A 14,431-nucleotide genomic window follows, 5' to 3' on the forward strand; every position below is an offset into this window, starting at 1 on the left:
GGCGTGTGCCCTCGAGACGAGGACACACGCGAGGGCGCGCCCCGCTACGCGTGCCGCATGGGGTTGTGGACCGTGCGGGACGTGGCTGCAGGGTGCGCGATGTCGATCTCGTCCGGCGCCGCATCCTCCCGGGCGCTGCGCAGTACCACGGTGCTGTACGACTCCAGCCGCAGCGCGCTGCCCGCCTTCAGTTCCCGTTCGTCCGGGGCGTCCGTGCTCGCGGTGTCGACCAGCAGCGTCCAGCGGACGGCGAACCGGTCGCCCGGGAGGCGGAAGTCGACGGCCGTGTCCGAGCCGTTGAACATCAGCAGGAAGGAGTCGTCGGTGACCCGGTTGCCGTAGCGGTCCGGCTCGGTGATCGCCTCGCCGTTGAGGAACACGGTCAGCGCGCCGGCCTGTGGCCACGTCCAGTCCTCGTCCTGCATCGGCGTGGCATCGGGGCGCAGCCACTCGACGTCCGCGGGCAGCCGGCCCGTGTGTCCGGCGGCGCGCCCGGAGAAGAAGCGCCGGCGCCGCAGCACGGGGTGCCGGCGGCGGAGCCGGATGAGAGCGGAGGTGAAGTCAAGGAGTCGGCGACCGCGTTCGTCGAGGTTCCAGTCGATCCACGTGGTCGGGTTGTCCTGACAGTACGCGTTGTTGTTGCCGCCCTGGGTACGGCCCAGCTCGTCCCCGTGGCTGATCATCGGGATGCCCTGGGAGAGGATCAGCGTGGTCATCAGGTTGCGCTGCTGCCTTTCCCGCAGGGCCAGAACGCCGGGGTCGTCCGTCTCGCCTTCCGCTCCGCAGTTCCAGGACCGGTTGTGGTCCTCGCCGTCCCGGCCGTCCTCGCCGTTCTCCTCGTTGTGCTTGCAGTCGTACGACACCAGGTCGCGCAGGGTGAACCCGTCGTGGGCCGTGACGAAGTTGACGCTGGCGAGGGGGCGGCGCCGGTCGTGTTCGTACAGGTCGGCGGAGCCGGTGATGCGGGAGGCGAATTCGCCGAGGGTGCTGTCGGCGCCGCGCCAGTAGTCACGGACGGCGTCGCGGTAGCGTCCGTTCCACTCCGACCACAAGGGTGGGAAGTTGCCGACCTGGTAGCCGCCTTCGCCGAGGTCCCATGGTTCGGCGATGAGTTTGACCCGGCTGATCACCGGGTCCTGCTGGATGACGTCGAAGAAGGCGGAGAGCCGGTCGACCTCGTGGAACTGGCGGGCGAGGGTGGCGGCGAGGTCGAACCGGAAGCCGTCGACGTGCATCTCCTGGACCCAGTAGCGCAGGGAGTCCATGATGAGCTGCAGCACGTTCGGGTGGCGCATCAGCAGGCTGTTGCCGGTGCCCGTGGTGTCGTAGTACTGGGAACGGTCCTCGTCGACCAGGCGATAGTAGGCGGCGTTGTCGATCCCCTTGAATGCGAGGACGGGGCCTTTGTCGTTTCCCTCGGCGGTGTGGTTGTAGACGACGTCGAGGATCACCTCGATGCCCGCCGCGTGCAGCGCCTTCACCATCTGCTTGAACTCGGTGACCTGTGCTCCGCGGCCTCCGGTGGCCGCGTAGGCGTTGTGCGGGGCGAAGAAGCCGATGGTGTTGTAGCCCCAGTAGTTGGACAGGCCCTTCTCTGCCAGGTGGCCGTCCTGGACGAACTGGTGCACCGGCATCAGTTCCAACGCGGTCACCCCGAGGCTTGTGAGGTGCTCGAGGATGGCGGGGTGGGCGATGCCCGCGTAGGTGCCGCGCAGTTCCTCGGGCAGGGCGGGGTGGGTGCGCGTGAGTCCGCGTACGTGGCCCTCGTAGATGACGCTCTCGGCGTACGCGTAGCCGGGCGGCTTGTCGTCGCCCCAGTCGAAGCTGCGGTCGGTGACCACCGACAGCATGGTGTGGCCCGCGCTGTCCAGGGTGTTGGGCTCCGCACCGTCCGCGAAGTGGTGGCCGTAGAGCGACTCGTGGTGGTCGAGCCGGCCGTCGATCGCGGTCGCGTACGGGTCCAGCAGGAGCTTGGCCGGATTGCAGCGGTGCCCGGCGGCCGGGTCGAAGGGGCCGCTCACGCGGTAGCCGTACCGCTGGCCGGGGCCCACGTCCGGGAGGTAGATGTGCCAGGCGGACCGGTCGATCTCGGTCATCGGTACGCGGGTCTCGTGCCCCGCGTCGTCGAGCAGAACCAGGTCCACGCCCGCGGCGACCTCGGAGAACAGTGCGAAGTTGGTTCCGGAGCCGTCGTACGTCGCTCCCAGGGGATACGGTTTGCCCGTCCATGTGCGCATGCGGTCACGCTACTGTCGGCGGGGCTCCCGGGCCCGTTGGTCCGTCGGTCCAGGGTGTCGCCGCGCCGGACGGTCCGCCCGGAACTGCCCGCCCGGAACTGCCCGCCCGGAACCGCCTGCCCGGACCGGTCCGCCCCCGGCCGCCTGCCCGGACCGGTCCGCGCCCGCGGCCGCGTCCGGCCCTTCGGTCCCGTGTGGAACGCGACGCTACGGGAAGACGCGCGGCATGCGACTCATCAGCGAAGCGCGCCCGGGCGGTGCCGGCGGCTCGCGCGGCGGCGGCTCGCGCGGGGGCGTCCGGCAGGTGGCTGGGGGGCCCTCGGGGACCCGGCTCGCGGCACGGTCCCGGCGGCCCGGCTCCAGGCCGCCCGCGTCACCCGCGACCACGACGGGGTAGCCCGGCGGGCCGTGGTGGCGGCTGCCGGACACACGACTTCGACAGGGGGAGACGGTCATGGGAACCGCGACGCGGGTGCCGCAGCACGGGGACGTGACGGCGGTGGCAGGCGAAACGGAGGTGGAGGGCGAGGAGCTGTCCGCCGAGGAGGCCTTGGCCGCGTTGCGGCGCTACGGGGGCTGGAGCCTCGCACGGGACTCCTTCATCCGGTTCCGGTACGCGGACGGCTTCAGCCACTCCAGGGCGCTGGCCCTGCAGACTGTGCTGTCGATCGTCCCGCTGGCCATCGCCGTCATCGGGTTGTCCGGCGCGCTGCACACCGAGGACATCGGCCGGATCGCCGAACTGACGATCCGCCGGCTGGCCGGCGGGCCGAGCCAGCAGGTGGTGGACGACGTACTGGCGCAGAGCCGGCACCAGCCCGGGGACGGGAGTCAGGCCGCCCTCTGGCTCGGCCTGATGTTCTCCGTGGTGAATGTGACCACTGCCCTGTGCCAGGTGGAGCGGGGCGCCAACCGCATCTACGGAACGGAGCGCGACCGGCCGTTCCTGTACAAGTACACCCGCGGGCTCGTCATGTCCGTACTGGCCGGACTGCCCCTCGGGCTCAGCTTCGCGGTCACCGTCCTCGGCGCCCACCTGAGCCGCGCCGTGGCGGAGGTCTACCAGCTCAGCCCGGGCACCGTCCGCACGTGGGACCTGCTGCGCTGGCCCTTGGGGGTGCTGCTCGCCATCCTCGCCACCAGCGCCATCTTCCGCCTCTCCCCCCGCCGCACCCAGCCGGGTTACACCTGGTTGGCCTTCGGTGCGACCGTGTACCTGGTGCTGTGGCTGCTGGCGACGTGGGGGCTGAGCCTGTACGTCGGAGCCAGTGGCTCCTTCGCCGCCGTGTACGGGCCCCTCAGCGCGTTCGTGTCGTTGCTGCTGTGGTCCTACCTGACCTCGATGGCCCTGTTCCTGGGCCTGGCCTTCGCCGCCCAGCTGGAGGCCGCACGGGCGGGGGTGACGCAACCGGCCACGGAGGACCCCGGGGTCTGAAGCGGCGTGGCGAACCGAGGCCAGAGACGAACATCTTGTCGGCGTCCCTCCACGACCGAGGTGCCGTACCGGCCTCCGGGACCGGTACGGCACCTCGGTCACGGACTATTTCGACGTACGACTCAGGATCTGGCAGTCCCGCGCGGCCGCCTCGCCTTCACCGAGCCATGCGCTGCGCAGCCGTTCCCGGGCCACTGCCAGCGCGGAGTCGATGTCACTTGTCCCGGTCGACACGCACAGTGTGTACACCACGTCCTCTATCCGCTGCCGCACCGGTTCGTGCCGGTCTGCGGTGTGCAGATCCGCCACCGTTTCGTATTCCTCCACCAGACGCGCCAGCATCGCGGGGTGAGCCATCAGCACGATCTCGCTCCTTCACGAACGACGTCTTCACGGGAGGCCAGGACAGCCACCGACGCGTCGTCTGCCCCCGGCCGCGGATCCCATGCGGCGCGGCCGTTGAGGTAAGTGCCGTGCCGCATGCGACATCGCGAGGGAAGCGCACACACCGCCTGCTTGCCGCGGGGTGCGACGTCACCGCCTGCTTCCCCTAGGGGGAAGCCTGCTTCGGCGGGTGGAAGCAGGCCGTGATCGTCTTGCCGCCGTGGAAGGCGTGGGCGTCCCACCCGTCGGCCAGGGCGTCGATGATGGCGAGACCCCGGCCGGATGTTGCCCGGGGTGAAGCCTGCCTGGGGGTTGGGAGCTTCGGGTCGCCGTCCGCGACGCTGACGTGCAGGCAGCAGCCGTCCCAGGTCAGGACGAGGTGGGCACTGGTGTGGGCGTGCACGTGGGCGTTGGTGACCAGTTCGGACACCGTGAGCAGGATGGAGTGGACCGTGTCGGGGGCACCTCCGGTCCACTCCAGGGTGTTCAGATGTGCCAGACACCACCGCCGGGCCTCACGCACCCCGAGGTGAACCGGAAACGACCTGGCCCAACCCACCGCTCGAACCGACACGGTCCTACCTCCAACCTCAGTTGACGGGGTCGTCTTCAGGTGCGGCCGGACCGGTGGCGGGGGCGGTGGTCGTTGCGGCGGGTCACCAGCAGCAGGGCCAGCAGCATCGGTGCGATCAGCAGGATCATGGTCCCCATGGCGATTCGTCTCCCTCGCGATCGGTACCTCTTCGTCCTCTTCGCGCCTTTCCGCAGGGACGCCGCTGAAACCCCCCGAACGCGCGGCAAAGCCCGGCCGCAGACGCCGAAACGTTCCTTCCTGGGTCCCATCGGGTGCTTCCCCGTGCAGACCGACGCCGGGCGGGCACGCGCGGGTGGACCTGGTGGACCTGGCAGGCCCCAGGAAGGACGGACACCGCGGTACGAACGAGGACTCCCGTGGGGGAGCCGGATTCGCCGGCGATGAGGGGATCGCGTAGCGGATCCCCCGTGCGGGGGCCGTTCGAAACGTCACAAGGCCTGGGCTACCAGGACAGCTCCGCGTGGACGGCCTTGCCGTCGGGGCAGGGGACGACGCGCACGACGCGTGCGAGGGTCTGGACGATGGTCCACCCGCGTCCGCCGGTCCGGTCGGGAGTCCGGGAGTGCGGGGGGCGTGAGCACGTGTCCCGCACGGTGATCTCGATCCCGCCGGGAACCAGGCCGAGTTCCAGGACGAAGGGCCCGGGAGCGTGGCGGACGGCGTTGGTCACCAGTTCGGAGACGACCAGCAGGACGTCATCGTGAAAGGTGCGGTGGACGGGAGGGGCGTGGTGGCGGAGGAAGGCGACGGCGGCTTCCCGCGCTTCGGCGATGCAGCCGGGCGCGCCGTCGAAGTCCAGGCACACCTCCGCACGATGGGCGTCGTGCGGAATGGCCGACGGGAGCTCCATCCCCACGCCCCTTCCACTGAGTGCCTCACCGCTCGGGTGCTCCACCACTGCCCGGGAGCCCGTAGCGCTGTCGGGGCCCAGTTCCCTGGCGTTTCCCCCACACAGCAGGGTACCCAGCCCGTTCGAAACGTTCACGGGTTCACGTCCCTTGCCGTCGTGCGCTTTCGCGCCGATCCGGCCACTTGGTGGTGAACCGTCAGGAGACCGGGTTCTTTTCTAGTGCAGATTCACTACTCTTGGCTGGTGCCCATTACCCAGGCTGGGGGCTGCCACATGAGAGAAGACGCAACGTGACCGGCCCGGTGTTCCAGGTCAGCACCGCACTCGACGCCAACGTGGCCGGTCTGCGGCTCGTCGGCGCGTTGGACCTGGACGGTACCGCGCAGTTGCGTGCCGCCGTCGCCGACTGCTTCGCGCGGCGGCCCGACCGTGTCGTGCTCGACCTGTGGGACCTGCGGTTCTGCGACTGCGCGGGGCTCAACGTGCTGATGGAGGCCAAGGCCACAGCGGATAGGATCGGCACCGAGCTGCGCGTGGAGGGGGCCCGCCCGCAGGTGGCCCGACTGTTCGCTCTCACCGGCGCCGACGAACTGTTCGCCGGCGGTGTGCCGCGTCTACCACGGAGGACCCTGTGATGCCTTCGACACCGCAGACTCCATCGGATACCGTGCCGCGCACCGCCGGGAGGCGCATCACCATCCTGCTGGTCGAGGACCACGACATGGTGGCCGAGGCGATCCGGCTCGCCCTGGACCGCACCGACGACCTGGAAGTGGTCGGCCGTAGCCTGTGCGTGAAGGATGCACTGGCCGATGCGGCCCGGCTGCGCCCCGAGGTGGTGGTGCTGGACCGGCGCCTGCCCGACGGCGACGGCATCGCCGCCATCACCGCGCTCAAAGCCGCCGCACCCGGAACCCGGGTGCTGGTGCTGACCGGCGAAGGGACACCGGCGGTGGCCGCCCACGTCGCCGAGGCCGGTGGCTCCGGACTCATCCTCAAGGTCGACAACCTGGGCGAGCTCCAGGACGGCGTACGCCTGGTGGCGGCGGGTGAAGTGGCCTTCAGCAAGGGCCTGCTCAGCGGAGCGCTGGACCGGCTGGCCGGCAGAACCGTCGGCCTGGGCACCACCCTCACCCCGCGCGAGCGCGAGACCCTCTGCCTGCTCGGCGACGGCCTGGGCACAGCCGAGATCAGTCAGCGGCTCGGCGTCGCCCTCAACACCGCCAGGAACCACGTCCAGCGGGTCCTGGAGAAGCTCGGCGCCCGCTCCCAACTGGAAGCGGTCGCCGTGGCCCGCCGTGAGGGCCTTCTCCGATGACCGGGGACAGCCGCACCGAACAAGGCGGCGTCCTCGCTCCGACGGAGACGGCGTTCACCCTGCTGGTCACGAGCGTCCTGGACTACGGCATCTTCATGCTCGACCCCGGAGGCCATGTGTCCAGCTGGAACGCCGGTGCGGAGCGCATCAAGGGTTTCCGTGCCGCAGACATCATCGGCAAACACTTCTCGGTCTTCTACCCGCCCGAGGACATCGCTGCCCGCAAGCCCCACATGGAGCTTGAAACGGCCATCGTCGACGGCCGGCTGGAGGACGAGGGCTGGCGCATCCGCAAGGACGGCTCCCGCTTCTGGGCCAACGTGGTGATCACCCCCCTCTTCGACGAGACCGGCGAACTGCGCGGCTTCGGCAAGGTCACGCGGGACATGACCGAGCGCCGTGCCGCCGAGCAGGCGCTCTCCGAACGCCGCCGCCTGTTCACCCACCTGGTGCAGGCACAGGAGTTGGAACGCCGCCGCATCGCCTGGGACGTGCACGACGACTCCATCCAGGCCATGGTCGCCGTCGGCATGCGGCTACAGCTCCTCGCCGACCAGGCCGGCGAGCCCTACGCTCGTGAACTCTCCCTGCTCGACGCGTCGGTGCGCGAGGCGGTGAGCCGCCTGCGCAACCTCACCTTCCGGCTCCAGCCGCCCGGCATCGACCGGCACGGCTTGATCGAGTCGCTGTCCCAGCACCTCGACGACGTGGTGGCCGGGAGCTGGGGACTTGAGCCGACCCTGGAACACAACCTGCAGAAGGAACCGGCCCCCGAGACCGCGATCACCATCTTCCGTATCGTGCAGGAGGCGCTGCTGAACGTGCGCAAACATGCCCGAGCGCGCACCGTATGGGTCAGCGTCACCACCGAGCACCGGGGCCTGCGGGTCCAAGTGGCCGACGACGGCACCGGCCACGCGGCGGTCGCCCGCAGGTTGCAGGAGCACTTCGGGCTGATGGAGATGCGTGAGCGGGCCGAGACCGCCGGCGGCTGGTGGACATTGCGCGCCGAGCCCGGTACCGGCACCACCGTGGAGTTCTGGGTGCCCGACCTGCCGCCCGGCGAGCTGGACGAACCGCTGCCCGGTCCGCCCGTCAGGAGCTTCGACTCCCTGACTGCCCCCCAGGAGCCGTCGTGACCCCGCCCACCATGCCCATGGGTCCCCTGCGGGTGCTGATCTGCGACGACAACAACATGCTGCGCGCGGCGCTGGCAGAGGTCGTCGGGGCCCAGCCCGATCTCACCCTGGCCGGCAGCGCGGCCGACGCCGACGAGGCGATCCGACTCGCCACCGCCCAAAGGCCGCACGTCGTCGTGCTCGACGTACGCTTCCCCGGCGGCGGCCCGTACACCGCCGAGCAGATCCTCCGCGCCGTCCCCGGCGTCCGCATCCTGGCGTTCTCCGCCTACGGCGACCAGGGACCCCGCACCGAGATGGCCGCGGTCGGCGTCGCGGCATACCTTGTCAAGGGCGTCACCAACGCCCGGCTGCTGGCCGAGGTCCGCGCCCTGGGAGCCGAAGCCCTCAGCGCCGCTCCCAGCGCCGCCGATGGGGGAGCCGGCGCATGACGACGGCGCGGGCCGGCCGTCAGGCACACCTCCGGAGTCGAGGAACGTGGAGAAGGTGGTGAAGCCGGAGAAGCCTTGATGCTTGATCCTTCGAAGGCTTCAAGACCCTGCCCATCGTTCGTTACACCGAGGTACCGGGCTTCCTCGCCCTGGTCGGCGACGCCACCGGCAAGTCCGTACCGGACATCGCTTGCGGTACCGGCTTCTACAGCCGCGCGTTCAAGGCGAACGACGTTGCCGAGATCGAGCAGATGATGTGCAACACCCGGCGCAGCCTCGTTGCCGGCGGTGCGTTCTACCTGTTTTGTGCAGAGCCCGGGCTTCGACTTCGACGGCCCATCGCTGGCCAAGTACGGGGTCCTGTGCGAGGCGACCGGCAAGGACAACGAGATCGGCCGGGGGACGCGGATCACGGCCCTGCTGGATCCGCCCGTGTCGTTCGAGGCCACCGCGCCGTCGAAGGACACGTACGAGCAGACACTGACGGCGGCCGGATTCACCGGGATCGAGTGGGTTCCGCTGGACGTCTCGGATGCCGGCGTGGAGAAGTTCGGCGAGGAGTTCCGGGCGGACTCCGCCGCGAACCGGCCGCGCACTTGAGCAATTCGCGGCGCATCAGGCTTCCCGCCTCACTTCCGGACCTGAGGGCGGGACACGGCAACCACCCCGCCTCTACAGGTGTAGAGTTCGACCCGCCCTCTACAGCCGTAGAGGGTGAGCGAACGCAAGGAGTCAAGGTGAGCGCGACCGCAACACCCGTCATCGAGCGTCGGCCCGTGCCGCTGTGGGCCTTCAGGACCGGGGCCGGGGGCTTCGTCCTGCTGGGCGCGGGGCACCTCGCTCTGGTCGGCGCGGCCGTACGGGATCCGAGCCCGGAACAGCAAGCGTCGTCACGCGCCATGGGGGAAACGAGGATGACTCTGCTCGGCCTGGAGCGCAGCACTCTCGAAGTCTTTCAGGGCATGAGCCTTGCCATGGCCCTGTTCGTCATCACTTGCGGGGCTCTCGGTCTCACTGCCGTGCGGCAATTCCCGGCACTTGTCCAGCGGCGCACCGCCTTCGGATGGACATTCCTGGCCGCCTCACTTGTCGGCCTGGCGACATCCCTCATGTTCCTGCCCCTGCCACCGACCGTCATCCTCACCGTCACGACCTGCGCCTTCGCCCTCACCTTGCGCCGGGCGAGAACCTGACCCGGCCCCGGAACGTCACCCGTGGCCGGTGCCGACGGCGGGCTGGTTTGTGCTGACGCGAAGGCCCCGCCTGGGCTTTGAGGCGGGGCCTTCGCGTGGGCGCGCAGTGGCAATTGCGCGGGTCGTCGAAGGCCTGCGGGGCATCTCGGCGGCCCAGTTATGCGGGGCTGCTTCGGTCTCGACTTCAATGAGGCTTCGCGCGCGCACGGTACGTTTGCGTTGCGGCCCAGGCGTGGCGAGCGCTGACGTCACGGACCTCGGCAGGGCCGTGGGGCCCAACGGAGCGGAGTTTCAGCGGTCTCAGCGCCTTCCGTCAGGCGCGGACGCGATTGCGCCGGCCGATGTCAGCGCCTGCCTCGAAGGCGCCTGAGCATTCCGCGGGCCTGCTCCCGCTTGCGCGGGTCGGAAGCTGCACGCCGCACCGAAGCGATCGTCCGCTGCCCCTGCGGGCTGCGGCTGAACTGCTTTATCTTTGCGAATAGTCCGGACATGAACCCTCCCGGTGTAGCCCATCGTGACGCTACGTCGTGTGCCCCGGGATTCGCTCTCGAAACTGCGCGGTGCCCGCCACGCAGGGCGGGCCGCCAAAGGCGATGGCGTCCAGGCCGCCGGTCAGGCGCCTTCGCCGAGGACGGCGCGGATCAGTGTCCGCTGGGCGTCGGAGAGGCAAGGGTCCTGAAGGTCGAGTACCTCGTCGTCGACGGTGATCCGGTAGTGGTAGCCGTCGGCCACGGGGGCGACGGCCCGTTGCGCAAGTTCCTCCAGCTCCGCCGCGTCCGCGCGGTCCGAGGTGTCGAGTGCGCGGAGCTTCTCGAAGCCGGCAAAGCCTCCGGAGCGGGTGACCGTGATCAGCATGGCTGTTCCTCCCGGTTCGTGGTGGGTCGCACGATCTGTACGTCGCTGCCACTGCCGCGGGTGCCCCGAACACCCGCCCGCTATCACGGAGCAGAGCCGCGGCGGTACGAACGTCCGGAAAACGCCGCTGGGTGGCCGACCTTCGTCGGGGGGACGGTCGGCATCGCCTTCCAGCGCATGTCTTCCAGGGCGTCATCGACCGCTGAGGGCCCGCGAACCCCTGGGGCATGGGTGGGGGCGGCAGGCCAACGCCGTCTCACCGGCCCCAGCGCCGGCCCTGTGTTCCGGTGGGGCCCGCGCGGGGTTGTGGTGGGCCGGCCGGTGCGCGGATAGTGGAGGTGTTTCGGGTCTTCTACGTGCGAGCGACGCGACGCCCCAACTGAACCTCTCGATCGGGACCATGGATGAAGCGCATCGGATCCTTGATGACCTCGCTGGCCCTGGGTGCCGGGCTGGCGATGGCCGGGGCGAGCCCTGCGGCAGCGGACCCGTACGACTGCCGTACCTGGTACAAGTCCAGTACCACCGCGGCCGGTACGTGTACCAACGGCACCGGCGAGTTCCGCGTGTACACGAAGTGCGACAGGCCCCTGGCACGGGACTACACCGTCTACGACCCCACGTGGCGCCGGGTCGGTACCACCAGTACCGCCATCTGCCACAGTGGCGGAACGCCGTACGGCGCGGGCATCCAAGTGCGTTGACGTCCGGTCACCTCAAACCTCACGCCTCACGCCTCACGCCTGCGACTGCGAAATTCGTCCGCTCTTTCTAGACGTCGGCAGCCGTCACCCCTTCCGCCCCTGCCTCGGCGCGCGCCGAGGCGGCGGCCTCCCACGGCGGTGGCGTTCGCGACTCCGTCCACGCGGCCAGGCCGTCACCGTCGACGCAGACGATGCCGCACGTGGCGGCGTACTCCGCGGCCGGAGCGGTGAAGGCGCTGGTGGTCACGACGACGGCCACATCGGCCTCGTGGACGGCGAAACAGGTGCCGCCGAAGCGCTGGACGTCCTGCGAACCGACCCGGTTGCCCTCGCCGTAGTGCTTGCACTGGATGACCACGCGCAGGCCATCCGCCGTCGTGGCGATCACATCGGCCCCCAAGTCGCCCGCCCCGCCGACCACTTCCACCTGCGGGCAGCCGTCGCGGGCGCACAACGCGGCGACCGTGTGCTCGAAGCCGTCGGCGTCCACCGCCGTGTGGTCCAGGGCGCCGGAGCTCACCTCGGGCAGGCCGGCCGCCTCCGGTGCGGCCTCCACTCCGGCTGTCGGCGGAGCGCAGGATGACGGCGTCCCCAGCGCCGCCGGGCCGCCCGGCCCGCGCGAGCCCGGCGCCTGCGAGCCCGGCCCGTGCGAGCCCGGCCCACGAGCGGGGGAGTGGCGTCGGCCCGGCGCCACGCTCCACCGCGCCAGCGCCACCCCGGCGGCCAGGACGATCATCGTGACGATCGGCATCACCGGTATGCCTCCGCCGCCCGCCACCGCGGCCGTCCTGACGAACACGGCCGATCCGCCCAGACAGATCCCCACCAGCCCCACAGCCAACACGACGTCACGCCCCACCGGCGCCGCACCCTCGCCCCCACCGCGTCGGCGCCCTCCCGATGCCGTCATACGCCCCCTCCTCACCCTTCACGAGCCTCGCCCCCTCGGCGAGGCCCCGCCTCTCGCCACCCGACACGGCCGATCACCGCCCCGGCGATGGCGGACCCGGAACGTCTCCCTTCGTCTGATCGGGATCTCCGGATCCAAACGGGCCCGGCGCACCGGAACCCTGCCGGTCAGCGGCTGAGCCCAGTCCGGGCTCGGCCGCGCACGGCGCATCATCGGGCCCACCGTGGCAACAAGATCCTCATGACGCGGGAAAACGGTCCGGCTGCGCGCCGGAGGATTTGGCCGTTGCTGCTCCTGCCGGTCCAGGCAGCACTGATGGCGGGTTTGGGGACCCTGCTCACCGGACCTGCGGCAGACCAGGGACGGTTGCCATGGGAGGACCGGGCCAATCGGTACCTCGCCGAGGAACGCGTCGCACCGCTCACGGCCCTCACACGGTGGCTCTCCGTACTGGCCGACACGGAGAGCGTCATCGGCGTGACCCTGGTCTGCGCCGTGGCGATGCTCGTGCTGCCGCAGGTCGCGTGGCGGGCCGAGGCCCTTTTCCTCGCGGCGTCGGTCGCCGGGCAGTCGGCCGTGTTCCTGCTGGTGACGGCGTTCGTACGACGGCCGCGCCCCGACGTCCCCCGCCTGGACGGCGCGCCACCGACCTCCAGCTTCCCGTCCGGACACGTCGGGGCCGCCGTCGCCCTGTACGCGGGACTGGCCGTCATCGTGCTGCTGAGGACACGCGGCCGCGGCCGGTGGCGGTATGCCGCGGCGACGGTTCCGCTGCTCGTGCCGGCGGCCGTCGCGCTGTCCCGCGTGTACCGCGGCATGCACCACCCCACCGACGTGGCGGGCGGCCTGCTCAACGGCGCGGCGACCCTGCTGATCGTCGGGTCCGTCGTACTGTCCGGCCGCGACGCGCCGGCGCCCGGGACGGCGCGCACCGGCCCGTCCCGGCGAATGCGAACCACCGTGCGGGCCCTGTCGGCACGTTACTCCGGGCCCGACGCCACCTTCGCAGCGAGACTCCTCCTGACCGCCGCCGCAACGGCCGCGGCATCCGTGCCGTTCGCCCTCTCCCTGGTCCTGGTGGAGTCCGGGTGGCCGCCGCTGCACCGGCTCGACCGGGCCGCGGCCGAGCGGCTGCACCAGGCCGCCCTCGGCCATCCCGGCTGGGTGAGCGTCCTCCACGTCCTCACCGACTTCGTGTGGGACCCCGTGACGATGCGTCTGCTGGTTGCCCTGCTCGCACTCTGGCTCCTGACCCGCCGCGCCTTGCGGCTCGCGGCCTGGGCGTCCGTGACCGCGATGGCCGGCGCCCTGACCGGGGTGTTGGTCAAGAGCGTGGTGGAGCGCGCACGGCCCCATCTGCCTGATCCGGTCGCCCACGCGCCGGGGTTCTCCTTCCCGTCCGGCCATGCGATGACGGCCGTCACCTCGTGCGCCGTCCTCCTGTTCGTCCTGCTGCCCCTGGTACCCCGCGCCTGGCGGCCGGTTCCCTGGGCGCTCGCGGTGGTCTCCGTGGCGGGTGTCGGCTACACGCGCGTCGCGCTCGGCGTGCACTGGGTGAGCGACGTCGTGGGCGGTTGGCTGCTCGGCCTGGCCGTGGTCACCGCGACGACGCTGGTCTTCGAAGCCTGGCGAGCGGACACCGGCAGGCGCCGGACGGTCGTGATGCGGGAGGGCCTGGAGCCGGAGCTCTCGGCCCCCGCCCCCGAACCGCCGCTGGACGTACGAGCCTCAGAGCTCCCGCCCTCACCACCCGCCTCGCCCTCACCTCCCGCCTCGCCCTCATCCCGCGGCGCCGACGACCCCCGGGACTGAACCCCCGGCGCCGCGTCCGGACACCTCAGGCCCGCTCCGATCTTCGAGGCGGCGAACCCCGCTCCGGCACGGATCTCCCGGAGCCTTCGGGGAGCGGTAGGACCGCCTCAGCGCGGTCCTACCGGGCTGTGTTCCTCATGACGGGGCGTCTCGGCCTCCAGCTCCAGGATCGCCTGCTCCGCGTCCAGTTGCCCGAAGGCGTAGGCGGCCATCAACCGCACCGCTCGCACGGCCGGCCCCCTGGCCTCGGTGGGCCGGACCGACCGCGTAGCCGATCTCGGTCCCTTCGGGGGCACGCCGGAGCATCACCTCGCCGAGCGGGGAGACGATCGGGGTCCAGTACGCGATGTCGGGATGGTCGAAGAGCGTTCCGTGGACCGGTCGACCGGTCGACCGGTCGGCCGCTCGGAGACCGGCGCCGGCCGGGGCCGCCGACCGGAAACCACGGTGGCTGCCGACGCCACCGCCGACCGCTGCGCGGGCTGACACCGCATCGGGGCCTCGATGATCATGTACTTGGAGTGGAGGTTGTAGCCCTCCGTGTCACAGGCGGCAAGGCCGATGATGC

The 14,431-nt window shown here is 70.9% G+C and carries 16 protein-coding genes and 1 pseudogene; 10 read left to right on the forward strand and 7 right to left on the reverse strand.

Annotated features, from left to right (window positions below):
- Positions 1-44 precede the first annotated feature (44 nt).
- Complete coding sequence (gene glgX / locus AB0447_RS34225; RefSeq protein ID WP_366480825.1) at positions 45-2,237, reverse strand: glycogen debranching protein GlgX; 2,193 nt, start codon at positions 2,235-2,237, stop codon at positions 45-47.
- A 454-nt stretch (positions 2,238-2,691) separates the two neighbouring features.
- Here glgX and AB0447_RS34230 point away from each other — a divergent pair, with 454 nt between their 5' ends.
- Entirely contained in the window at positions 2,692-3,672 is a 981-nt protein-coding gene (locus AB0447_RS34230; protein WP_366480826.1) for a YihY/virulence factor BrkB family protein, read from the forward strand.
- A gap of 105 nt (positions 3,673-3,777) precedes the next feature.
- On the opposite strand, the gene AB0447_RS34235 is transcribed toward AB0447_RS34230, so the two are convergent.
- The 3 genes from AB0447_RS34235 to AB0447_RS34245 form a co-directional block, all read right to left on the reverse strand.
- Positions 3,778-4,035 (reverse strand): DUF5133 domain-containing protein, encoded by a 258-nt coding sequence (locus AB0447_RS34235; protein ID WP_366480827.1) that lies wholly within the window; start codon positions 4,033-4,035, stop codon positions 3,778-3,780.
- Positions 4,036-4,222: 187 nt separating this feature from the next.
- Entirely contained in the window at positions 4,223-4,630 is a 408-nt protein-coding gene (locus tag AB0447_RS34240; protein ID WP_366480828.1) for an ATP-binding protein, read from the reverse strand.
- A gap of 463 nt (positions 4,631-5,093) precedes the next feature.
- Positions 5,094-5,501, reverse strand: a complete 408-nt coding sequence (locus AB0447_RS34245; protein ID WP_366480829.1) for an ATP-binding protein — start codon at positions 5,499-5,501, stop codon at positions 5,094-5,096.
- 290 nt (positions 5,502-5,791) lie between these two features.
- Between AB0447_RS34245 and AB0447_RS34250 the strand changes: the two genes are divergently transcribed.
- From AB0447_RS34250 to AB0447_RS34275, 6 genes are all read left to right on the forward strand, one after another.
- Entirely contained in the window at positions 5,792-6,136 is a 345-nt protein-coding gene (locus tag AB0447_RS34250; RefSeq protein WP_366480830.1) for an STAS domain-containing protein, read from the forward strand.
- The gene (locus tag AB0447_RS34255; protein WP_366480831.1) at positions 6,136-6,819 is read left to right on the forward strand and encodes a response regulator transcription factor; all 684 of its coding nucleotides are present in this window, start codon (positions 6,136-6,138) and stop codon (positions 6,817-6,819) included. Before AB0447_RS34250 ends, AB0447_RS34255 begins: the two co-directional genes overlap by 1 nt.
- Positions 6,816-7,958 carry a PAS domain-containing sensor histidine kinase gene (locus AB0447_RS34260; RefSeq protein ID WP_366480832.1) on the forward strand — a complete coding sequence of 381 codons (1,143 nt, stop codon included), beginning with the start codon at positions 6,816-6,818 and terminating at the stop codon, positions 7,956-7,958. The genes AB0447_RS34255 and AB0447_RS34260 overlap by 4 nt, the downstream gene beginning before the upstream one ends.
- Positions 7,955-8,389 (forward strand): response regulator transcription factor, encoded by a 435-nt coding sequence (locus AB0447_RS34265; RefSeq protein WP_366480834.1) that lies wholly within the window; start codon positions 7,955-7,957, stop codon positions 8,387-8,389. Before AB0447_RS34260 ends, AB0447_RS34265 begins: the two co-directional genes overlap by 4 nt.
- Positions 8,390-8,695: 306 nt before the next feature.
- The gene (locus AB0447_RS34270; RefSeq protein ID WP_366480835.1) at positions 8,696-8,989 is read left to right on the forward strand and encodes a hypothetical protein; all 294 of its coding nucleotides are present in this window, start codon (positions 8,696-8,698) and stop codon (positions 8,987-8,989) included.
- Positions 8,990-9,126: 137 nt separating this feature from the next.
- A complete protein-coding gene (locus AB0447_RS34275; RefSeq protein WP_366480836.1) occupies positions 9,127-9,582 on the forward strand; it encodes a hypothetical protein in 456 nt (151 codons plus the stop codon).
- A gap of 612 nt (positions 9,583-10,194) precedes the next feature.
- Here AB0447_RS34275 and AB0447_RS34280 read toward each other — a convergent pair.
- The gene (locus tag AB0447_RS34280) at positions 10,195-10,437 is read right to left on the reverse strand and encodes a protealysin inhibitor emfourin (protein ID WP_366480838.1); all 243 of its coding nucleotides are present in this window, start codon (positions 10,435-10,437) and stop codon (positions 10,195-10,197) included.
- Between the two features lie 404 nt (positions 10,438-10,841).
- Between AB0447_RS34280 and AB0447_RS34285 the strand changes: the two genes are divergently transcribed.
- Complete coding sequence (locus AB0447_RS34285) at positions 10,842-11,141, forward strand: hypothetical protein (protein WP_366480839.1); 300 nt, start codon at positions 10,842-10,844, stop codon at positions 11,139-11,141.
- A gap of 67 nt (positions 11,142-11,208) precedes the next feature.
- On the opposite strand, the gene AB0447_RS34290 is transcribed toward AB0447_RS34285, so the two are convergent.
- Entirely contained in the window at positions 11,209-11,940 is a 732-nt protein-coding gene (locus AB0447_RS34290) for a restriction endonuclease (protein WP_366480840.1), read from the reverse strand.
- A 612-nt stretch (positions 11,941-12,552) separates the two neighbouring features.
- On the opposite strand from AB0447_RS34290, the pseudogene AB0447_RS34295 reads away from it, so the two are divergent.
- A pseudogene (locus tag AB0447_RS34295) lies at positions 12,553-12,918 on the forward strand (phosphatase PAP2 family protein); the annotation flags it as partial.
- A 102-nt stretch (positions 12,919-13,020) separates the two neighbouring features.
- Entirely contained in the window at positions 13,021-13,863 is an 843-nt protein-coding gene (locus AB0447_RS34300; RefSeq protein WP_366480845.1) for a phosphatase PAP2 family protein, read from the forward strand.
- A gap of 107 nt (positions 13,864-13,970) precedes the next feature.
- Here AB0447_RS34300 and AB0447_RS34305 read toward each other — a convergent pair whose 3' ends face one another.
- Positions 13,971-14,093 (reverse strand): hypothetical protein, encoded by a 123-nt coding sequence (locus AB0447_RS34305; protein WP_366480841.1) that lies wholly within the window; start codon positions 14,091-14,093, stop codon positions 13,971-13,973.
- Between the last annotated feature and the right edge of the window lie 338 nt (positions 14,094-14,431).

It is taken from the genome of Streptomyces sp. NPDC051211, assembly GCF_040689505.1.
In the GTDB taxonomy this organism is placed as follows: Bacteria; Actinomycetota; Actinomycetes; order Streptomycetales; family Streptomycetaceae; genus Streptomyces.

Excerpts from the sequence above, each read along its gene's own strand:
- AB0447_RS34260 (WP_366480832.1), top strand. The coding sequence starts at position 6,816 with ATGACCGGGGACAGCCGCACCGAACAAGGCGGCGTCCTCGCTCCGACG.
- glgX (WP_366480825.1), bottom strand. The coding sequence starts at position 2,237 with ATGCGCACATGGACGGGCAAACCGTATCCCCTGGGAGCGACGTACGAC.
- AB0447_RS34230 (WP_366480826.1), top strand. The coding sequence starts at position 2,692 with ATGGGAACCGCGACGCGGGTGCCGCAGCACGGGGACGTGACGGCGGTG.
- AB0447_RS34255 (WP_366480831.1), top strand. The coding sequence starts at position 6,136 with ATGCCTTCGACACCGCAGACTCCATCGGATACCGTGCCGCGCACCGCC.
- AB0447_RS34245 (WP_366480829.1), bottom strand. The coding sequence starts at position 5,501 with ATGGAGCTCCCGTCGGCCATTCCGCACGACGCCCATCGTGCGGAGGTG.
- AB0447_RS34280 (WP_366480838.1), bottom strand. The coding sequence starts at position 10,437 with ATGCTGATCACGGTCACCCGCTCCGGAGGCTTTGCCGGCTTCGAGAAG.
- AB0447_RS34285 (WP_366480839.1), top strand. The coding sequence starts at position 10,842 with ATGAAGCGCATCGGATCCTTGATGACCTCGCTGGCCCTGGGTGCCGGG.